The sequence below is a fragment of the Tychonema sp. LEGE 06208 genome, assembly GCF_015207505.1.
Lineage (GTDB): Bacteria > Cyanobacteriota > Cyanobacteriia > Cyanobacteriales > Microcoleaceae > Microcoleus.
This window is the reverse complement of sequence record NZ_JADEWT010000181.1, coordinates 1-7,607: the sequence shown is the minus strand read 5'-3', so window position 1 is coordinate 7,607 and position 7,607 is coordinate 1. Positions and strand designations below refer to the sequence as shown.

The 7,607-nt window shown below is 45.6% G+C and carries 9 protein-coding genes and 1 pseudogene; 2 read left to right on the top strand and 8 right to left on the bottom strand.

The annotated features are described in order from the left end of the window. Positions 1 to 78 precede the first annotated feature (78 nt). The 5 genes and pseudogenes from rodA to IQ263_RS29015 form a co-directional block, all read right to left on the bottom strand. On the bottom strand, positions 79 to 1,338 hold the full coding sequence (rodA, locus tag IQ263_RS27270; protein WP_194071181.1) for a rod shape-determining protein RodA: 1,260 nt from the start codon (positions 1,336 to 1,338) through the stop codon (positions 79 to 81). Positions 1,339 to 1,801: 463 nt separating this feature from the next. Beyond that, on the bottom strand, positions 1,802 to 2,155 hold the full coding sequence (locus IQ263_RS27265; RefSeq protein ID WP_194071180.1) for a VOC family protein: 354 nt from the start codon (positions 2,153 to 2,155) through the stop codon (positions 1,802 to 1,804). Between the two features lie 61 nt (positions 2,156 to 2,216). After that, positions 2,217 to 2,600 (bottom strand): annotated as a pseudogene (locus IQ263_RS29025) (tetratricopeptide repeat protein); the annotation flags it as partial. A gap of 15 nt (positions 2,601 to 2,615) precedes the next feature. Next, positions 2,616 to 2,867, bottom strand: a complete 252-nt coding sequence (locus IQ263_RS29020) for a hypothetical protein (RefSeq protein ID WP_228050405.1) — start codon at positions 2,865 to 2,867, stop codon at positions 2,616 to 2,618. Positions 2,868 to 2,966: 99 nt separating this feature from the next. Next, positions 2,967 to 3,176, bottom strand: a complete 210-nt coding sequence (locus IQ263_RS29015; RefSeq protein ID WP_228050404.1) for a hypothetical protein — start codon at positions 3,174 to 3,176, stop codon at positions 2,967 to 2,969. A gap of 86 nt (positions 3,177 to 3,262) precedes the next feature. Here IQ263_RS29015 and IQ263_RS27255 point away from each other — a divergent pair, with 86 nt between their 5' ends. Beyond that, entirely contained in the window at positions 3,263 to 3,424 is a 162-nt protein-coding gene (locus tag IQ263_RS27255; RefSeq protein WP_228050403.1) for a hypothetical protein, read from the top strand. 146 nt (positions 3,425 to 3,570) lie between these two features. After that, positions 3,571 to 3,753: an NfeD family protein gene (locus IQ263_RS27250; protein ID WP_194071179.1), complete on the top strand. Its 183-nt coding sequence runs from the start codon at positions 3,571 to 3,573 to the stop codon at positions 3,751 to 3,753. Between the two features lie 552 nt (positions 3,754 to 4,305). On the opposite strand, the gene IQ263_RS27245 is transcribed toward IQ263_RS27250, so the two are convergent. The 3 genes from IQ263_RS27245 to IQ263_RS29010 form a co-directional block, all read right to left on the bottom strand. Next, entirely contained in the window at positions 4,306 to 5,166 is an 861-nt protein-coding gene (locus IQ263_RS27245) for a class I SAM-dependent methyltransferase (protein WP_194071178.1), read from the bottom strand. Positions 5,167 to 5,209: 43 nt separating this feature from the next. Further along, a complete protein-coding gene (locus tag IQ263_RS27240; protein WP_194071177.1) occupies positions 5,210 to 6,877 on the bottom strand; it encodes an ABC transporter ATP-binding protein in 1,668 nt (555 codons plus the stop codon). Between the two features lie 501 nt (positions 6,878 to 7,378). Next, the coding region (locus tag IQ263_RS29010; RefSeq protein ID WP_228050402.1) for a hypothetical protein at positions 7,379 to 7,607 on the bottom strand (229 nt) is incomplete at its 5' end.

Sequence of the window (7,607 nt, the reverse complement as noted above, 5' to 3'; positions counted from 1 at the left end):
CCCATGCCCCATGCCCCATGCCCTATGCCCTATGCCCAATGCCAAGCCACACCTCATCTTTCGCTTGAAATGCTATATCTAATTCCAACGCTTCTTGCGCTGTCGCTGGTTGGCTACCGACTCCACCAGTCCCAGTGCGAGAAAGTTACTCAGCAGCGACGCATTCCCGTAACTCAGGAAAGGTAGCGGAATTCCTGTCACCGGGGCTAAGCCGATGTTCATCCCAATATTTACGAATACCTGAAAAATTAACATTGACAGTACCCCGATCGCCAGCAATGAACCAAAATTGTCGTTAGCAGTCTGAGCAATAATCACCAACCGGAAACAAATTATCCAGAACGTCACCAGAACGCAAATACAGCCAATAAAGCCCAATTCTTCGCCGATCGCTGAAAAGATAAAGTCCGTATGCTGTTCGGGAATAAAGTTAAGTTGAGTTTGGGTTCCGTGAAACAAACCCCTGCCTTTGAGCTCCCCAGCCCCGATCGCAATCCGAGATTGAATCAAGTGATATCCGCTGCCTAAAGGGTCTTTCTCGGGGTTTAAAAAGCCTGTCAGGCGCATTTTTTGATAATCCTGAAGCACACCCCAAAAAATATGTCCGACGTGTCCCGAAACCACGTTCACCAGCACAGCAGCAAAAGTCCCCAACCAAGGCCAAGGTAGGCTTCGCCAAGCGATAATCCCCGCAACGACTACCCAAGCAATCCAAATCGGTGTAGACAAGTTGTTTAGGAGAACCGAGATTAGAGGAGAAAACAGTAATATCAGCCAGCCGGGATTAACATTACCCCAGTAAAACATCCCCATTGTGATCGCGCCAAACACCAGAGAAGTACCTAAATTTGGTTCAGCAAAGATCAATCCCCAGGGTAGGGCCATAATCGCCAGCATCTTCAACATATCCCTGACTGTGGGGACAGTTTTGTCGTGTAGGAGAGCTGCTAAAGTGATAATCATCCCTACTTTGGCAAATTCTGACGGTTGCAGGTAAAAGCCGCCGATATTGATCCATCGCTGGGCACCGAGCCCTGTAGTACCGATAAATCGAACTGCGATTAGTGACAAATTGATAACTGTGTAAATCGGCCATTTCCACTGAAGGAGTATTTCGTAGCGACAGCGGGAAATGATTACGGCTATGAACAAACCGACTGCGCCAGTTACCCAATGTCGCCACCAGTCGATCAGCCCCTGGTTGATTTCGACGCTGCGGATCATGATTCCGCCGAAGATGGTGAGGCCTATGCAGGCGATAAACAGCCAAGGATCTGATTCTTCCCAGGGTTTGAAGATGGATTTCCAGCGGTTTCTGCTTTGTATTCTCTGCAACATGAGGATTTTAGATTTTAGATTTTAGATTTTAGATTATCGAACCGATGTTCGGAAGTTGTGGATATATTTCCGATTCTGAGCTTACACCGTACTGCGCGAGCATTGGTGTCAGTACGTCACTTTATTCGGCGACTCCTACAGAGGTTCCGGGCCTTCAGCTACGGGCCGGTAGCTGATTCGCACCAATCCCGTGGCCTGTGCATTCCGCACCAATCTAGGGCTTAATTATTTCGCGTTCCGATTTTTTCATTAGTTAAGGCCCAAAAAATTGCTTGGGGGATCTTGGTTTTACAATCAAAACGCCCAAACGCCGATCGACAGGCGATTTCCACTGGCCCACCAAGTCAACACTAAGCGCAGCGCACGCGCTACAAACCCTGCACAGCAACCAATCTTCACCTAGGATGGGTCGGGGGCGCGCCTTACCTGGATTTAATAGCCGATCGCCCCCCAAGCCCTAAAATCATCCTTTGGCGGGTTCGTAAAGATACTCAAAACCGTTACCGTCGAGGTCTCTACCATAAAAAGAGGCTGTACCGTCGCGGTGTTCGTGAATCTGGGTGACGGAAACACCTTCGGATTTAAGCTGTTCGTAGGCGGATTCCATTTCGGTGCGATCGTCAAATACAAACCCAAAATGCGGCCCTGCTTGGTCGTAACTCGGACTCAACAAAGCCAATCCGTCCTCTCCTGCTTTCAAATAAGCCCAGTCTGCATCTTTCCACACTAACTCCATCCCCAAATTTCGGTAGAATTCAGCAGATTTTTCGATGTCTTGCACGCAGACGGCTACGTGTCCCAATCGTTTTAGTTTCATGTCTAGAATTTTTATGGTTGTGTTTGAGTTTATTGTATCTTTTTTTTGATTTGTTTCTCGGTTAATTAGGTATTTTTTGTAAATTTTTGGTGCGAGCTAACTGTACCTTTTCTACTTGTTTGCTAGCATCCATTTCGCTGAACAGTTGAATGGCGCGCTCAAAATTTTCTTGGGTTTTCTCAATATTACCAAGTTTTGGTTCTGTCAGTGCTAGTTGATAGCAAGCTTCGGCTCGGTCTAATTTGGCGCTAGCTCGATCCAGTATTTCTATTGCTTCTGCATGGTGCTGCAGGGCTTGGTCAAATTCTCCCGCTTCTCGGTACAGCGCTGCTATACCGCTGAGAGATTTGGCTTTGATGGTACTGTACTGGTTTTGGTCGGATCGGGCGATCGCTTGGCGGTACAAGCTCAAAGCTTTCTCTGTCTCTCCCAGGTTTTGATAGGTGGCGGCGAGAAAAACTCACTTGTATCCCGTACCCACCAACTGACTGTTTTCCCGATCGACATAAAGTTTTTCGGCGAGATCCTCCGCCTCTTTTTTGGCTCCGACACAGGAGTTGAGGAAAGCTAAGCCGACATCGATCGAATAGCTGTTAATCCCGATTTCGTCCCGCGAAGTTTTCAGCTTGACAAATATCTCCATAGCTGATTCTAATTCCCGCATTTCTATTTGACAAAAACCTATATTAAGTAAGTCGGTGGGGAAAAACACAACTGTGTTAAGAAAGATAAATGAGGCTAAAACCCCAATCCCTCCTGCATTCTGTCTCCTGACTCCTGCCTCATCCCAACTACAAATATTTACGCCTTTCTACTTAATTGCAGCGTTAACTTTCCAAAATTCCAGATTAGCTTGTTTGCCGTTTTCCGGTTCACTGCTTTTCGCTATAATTTGCAAAGATTTAGTGGCTTTTATTTCCGATATTTGGTGGCATTCTATCGCTTGATTTATCTCGCCTAAGATGCGGTAAGAAACGCCTAAAAGACTGTAAAGACCGCTCAAATAATAATCAGAAGTCACATTGTTAAGTGTGGAGGGGAAGTTGACAGACAAGCTTCTGACATCCGCACAAATCAAGTCGAGTTTATATTCAGGAGCCAGCAGCTATGTCTATTAACGATGTTGAAACAGCGATCGTGGATGAACAAATTCGCCCTCAAGAATCCGACCGCGTTCGTTTTCAAAACAGTTGGTGGCCGGCGAAGTGCGATCCTCTTCGTTGGCGTAGCCCCCTAGGGCGGGCTTCGCTAACGAGACCTGACTTTTGAACCTGGTGAGGTGGTTCGCGTGGTGGGAATTGAGAATATTACTTTAATAGTTGAAGCGTCGTTATAAATCAAAGGGTTAGGGAGTCAAGCTATAAGTTTATAGCATCCCAAAGTTCAGGCCAAACTACAATCAGGAGAAAGTAATCATGACTGTCAGCCATTTACAAAGAGCGATCGTTGAAGAAGAAATTAAACCAAATCAGTCCGGCAGTGTGCGATTTCAAAGCAGTTGGTGGCCGGCCAAGTGCGATCGAGAAATAACTTTGCAACCCGGTGAAGTTGTTAGCGTCGTGGGACTTGACAACATTACTCTGATAGTTGAAGCGTAGTTGGGAAACAATCTGGAGGTGGGGAGTTATCGGAGGCTATAAAAAATAAATTTGCGATCGCGTTTCTATTTCGATACATTTCTCTTCAAGCGCGCGATCGCACTCATCACCTCTATTATATCAATTCCGGCTGCACTCCTTATGATATAGAGGACACGGCAGTGACGTGTCCCTACAATCAATCGTGGTAGGGAAACGGCACTGCCGTGTCCTCCGTTTATATCATTCCGATGCTAACGGAATTGATATTAATTTCAATATTCTAGAGTTTAACCTCAACCACAACTCACGGCTGACAGTTTTGTCGGCGGGTTTTTTTCAGTAGGGACACGGCAATGCCGTGTCCGTTACGCAAAGTAGGGACACGGCAATGCCGTGTCCGTTACGCAAAGTAGGGACAGGGCAATGCCGTGTCCGTTACGCAAAGTAGGGACAGGGCAATGCCGTGTCCGTTACGCAAAGCAATGCCGTGTCCCTACTTACGCAAAGCCTATGTGTCATGCTGAGTGAAACGAAGCATCTCGCTCGATGCTTCGCCCAAATCCCTAAGTCCTATTTTTCATAACGAACTAGAAGATGCCAGAGAAAGATATCCGGGTCGTCATGAGCTATCATCTCTTTAAACATGGAAACAAAAGGCTCATAGTCCAAAAACTGCATCTCCAAACTGAGTTGTTTTAATCCCGCTTCTTTAAAGATGCGATTTAACCGCAAGGGAGTGTAATAAATTTGGGCAGTTTGCCACTCAGCATCCCAAACTTTATTGCCGTAGACATCGATAAATCCCTCTGTAACACAGTGAGCGTGTTTGCGACTAAAATAGGCAATTTCTAAGAAGCATAAGGTGGTTGGAAAATATCCGTATATCTTGCCACCTGGCTTGAGAACTTTTCCAAATTCCCGAATCATCTCGCGGTTGGTTTTATCCTCACTGGAAACTACAGAATTTGCGAGTAGGACGTAATCAAATTTATCGTTCCACTCCGGTTTTTGTTCGGTGATTCGCGTGGAGTCTACTTGCTCAAACACGATTGGCTGATTGTTCAGTCGGGAATCTCCATCTGCTGTTTTCCAGTCTGCTTGTGCTTTTTCAATGGCTGTTTTGGAAAAATCGGTACAGTAGATTTGTCCAATTTGGGGGCAAAATTCTAGTAAGGTTTTCTGAAGATAAATTTTCGAGCCGCCACCGGGAATTAGGACTTTGATATCAGGCGAGTTGGGAATATCATAGCCGGGAGAACGCTCTGGACGGATTAAGTTTTTGCAGATTTTGGGGTCTTGGGTGACGCTGAAAGCGGTGTTGGTATAATCTTCGTGGCTTTTATCCCACATCTCTTTCTCTTCTTCAATAGATTTCGAGCCAAGGCCATGAGAAGAGGGAATTAGCCATTTGTAATCATTTGTGCTGGTCATAATTTTTAACTCCAAAATGTTCAGTACAGGTCAAATCTGTGTGTCAACCGCTAACAACCAAGCTGCCGTTTTCCAGCACGTACATGACATCCGCACGCAAGGCATGAGCCATGCGGTGGGTAATGAAAATCACCGTGCGTTCTTTGGTGATGCGCTCGATGGTGGCGAGGATTTCGGCTTCTGTGGCGGGGTCAAGGGCGGATGTGGCTTCATCGAGAATTAGAATGGCTGGATTTCTCACCAAAGCTCTCGCTAAAGCAATTCTTTGCCGTTGTCCCCCGGATAACTGTCCGCCCCTGTCACCAACAAGTGTGTCGTAGCCTTGGGGTAAGGACAAAATAAAGTTGTGAATCTCGGCGGCTTTGGCTGCGGCTTCGACTTGTTCGTCAGTGGCTTCTAGATAGCCCATGCGGATGTTTTCTCGCACCGAGCAATTAAAGAGAATTACATCCTGAGAAACCAGTCCGATTTGAGAACGGAGGGAGCGTACTGTTGCATGACGCAAATCAATTCCATCAAACAGAATGCGTCCTTTATCAGGGTCATAAAATCGGGTCAGCAAGTTGACAATTGTACTTTTGCCTGCTCCACTTTCACCGACAAAGACCGCGAAGTCTCCTTGGCGAATCTTTAGGGATAGATTTTTAACTCCTCCTCTATCTTGGGAGTAGCTAAAGGTAACATCGTCAAAGTTAATATCGCTGAAAAAGTGAGGTAAATCAATCGCACCTGGTGCATCCTGAATCGCCGGAGTTTCTGATAAGATATCGCTGATGCGTTGCAGCCCTGCTACTCCATCGATCAATGCAGGCAGTGACGAAGTTAAACCGAGGATATTGAGATTCAATCCTAGCATTAAAACTTGAAAGGAGGCAAGGGTGCCTACGGAAATGATATTCTGGTATGTCATGACAGCACCGATACTTAAAACGATAAGCTGCGTCATGACAAAACCAATCATGGGAACTTTCTGCACTAAGTAGGAGAGAAAGGTTGCGCGGACATAAACCTGTTTTAAGTCATTTAAATCCCTGGAAAAATCCTCAGTCATTTGGTTTTCCAGCCCGAATATCTTGACAACGGTTTGCGAGAGCATATTCTCTTCGATAACGCTGGCAATTTGTCCTTCTTTTTGCAGCAACTTATAGCCGACTTCGGTGGCAAGGCTGGCAATTTTTGCTGGGGCAATGGTGCAGAGGGTTAAACCGATTAAACTCAGCAGGGCTAATTGCCAGTTGAGGAAGAAGAGGAAAACCAGAGAAAATAGGAAGTTAGACAGTTGTAAAACAACAACTGTCAGCCCCATTGTAATTACACCATTTTCCACCTTTTGGACATCGGCGATGAGACAATTGACTATATCTCCGGCTGAACGCCGTCCAAAAAACTCCATTGAAAGGCTTTGGAGATGCTCGAATAGAGAGTGTCGGATATTGTTGGTGATTAAAATGCCTAAACGCGCTCCTAGGAAAATTCCTAGCAAACCGATGCAGGCATATAGAATTGCTCCGACAACTAGCAATGACAGGATTAGAACCAGAAGACTATAGTTTTGGGGAACGATGGCGGCATCGATGATAAATTTTAAGCTGGCTCGGAAGACTGAATCAAAGGCTGCGTCGAATATTAGGCAGGTGAAGAGTAAAATGAATTGCCATTTGTAGGAGGCAATGTATTTGTTGAGGGTTTTAAAGAACCAAATCAGTTCCATGAGTTAGGGGAGTTTGTCTACAGGCACGATTTATACTTTGAGGTAGCATTTATCCAGCTTTGGATTGGATTCAGTTGCTCTTTTTTTGAGGCTGCATCCTTTCCATATCTCTATCATGACTTTCCTACCTTGCTCCTGTCAGTCGGAAAAGTCGGAGCGTAAAGTCGGAAAAGTCGGATCTTTGCCTAATTGAGATATTTCTGAGTGACTGTAATATGACGCGCTGAAAGACATCGGTAATAATACTTAAAATTAATCGAATTGTCTGCGCTAATCGGCGCATAATTTTATTGGAACATAAAATAAAGTGATCGTACCTTAAATAGTTGCGCGATTTTGTTTCTCCTTTTTTTGCTTTTTAGCTTCTACACCTATAAGACGATTCCAGAGGTCAATTTCTGAATTTTTCGAGTTAGCCGCAGTTTTTCCCTAACTCAATCCACCCATGAAACCTGCCTCAAACACGAAAACTCTAATTTCCACCCATTGCACCAGATTGTGTCATTGAATTAAGGTCAGCAACAAAAGATGTAGGGTGAGCATTGCCAACCCTACATCTAAACGATCGAGCATCTCTTCTACTATTGATGCAAGGGTTACTTGATTGTTCGATCGCCCTAAATCCCCCTTAACAAGGGGGACTTCCAGAGGAGTTCCCCCCTTGCCATTAGAAGACTTTGCCTGCTCTAGCTCCCCCCTTGTTAAGGGGGGCTGGGGGGGATCGAGAGGG

What these genes read in the sequence shown, in the direction of transcription:
- rodA (WP_194071181.1), bottom strand. Translation starts at nt 1,338, where the DNA reads ATGTTGCAGAGAATACAAAGCAGAAACCGCTGGAAATCCATCTTCAAA.
- IQ263_RS27265 (WP_194071180.1), bottom strand. Translation starts at nt 2,155, where the DNA reads ATGAAACTAAAACGATTGGGACACGTAGCCGTCTGCGTGCAAGACATC.
- IQ263_RS27255 (WP_228050403.1), top strand. Translation starts at nt 3,263, where the DNA reads ATGTCTATTAACGATGTTGAAACAGCGATCGTGGATGAACAAATTCGC.
- IQ263_RS27250 (WP_194071179.1), top strand. Translation starts at nt 3,571, where the DNA reads ATGACTGTCAGCCATTTACAAAGAGCGATCGTTGAAGAAGAAATTAAA.
- IQ263_RS27245 (WP_194071178.1), bottom strand. Translation starts at nt 5,166, where the DNA reads ATGACCAGCACAAATGATTACAAATGGCTAATTCCCTCTTCTCATGGC.
- IQ263_RS27240 (WP_194071177.1), bottom strand. Translation starts at nt 6,877, where the DNA reads ATGGAACTGATTTGGTTCTTTAAAACCCTCAACAAATACATTGCCTCC.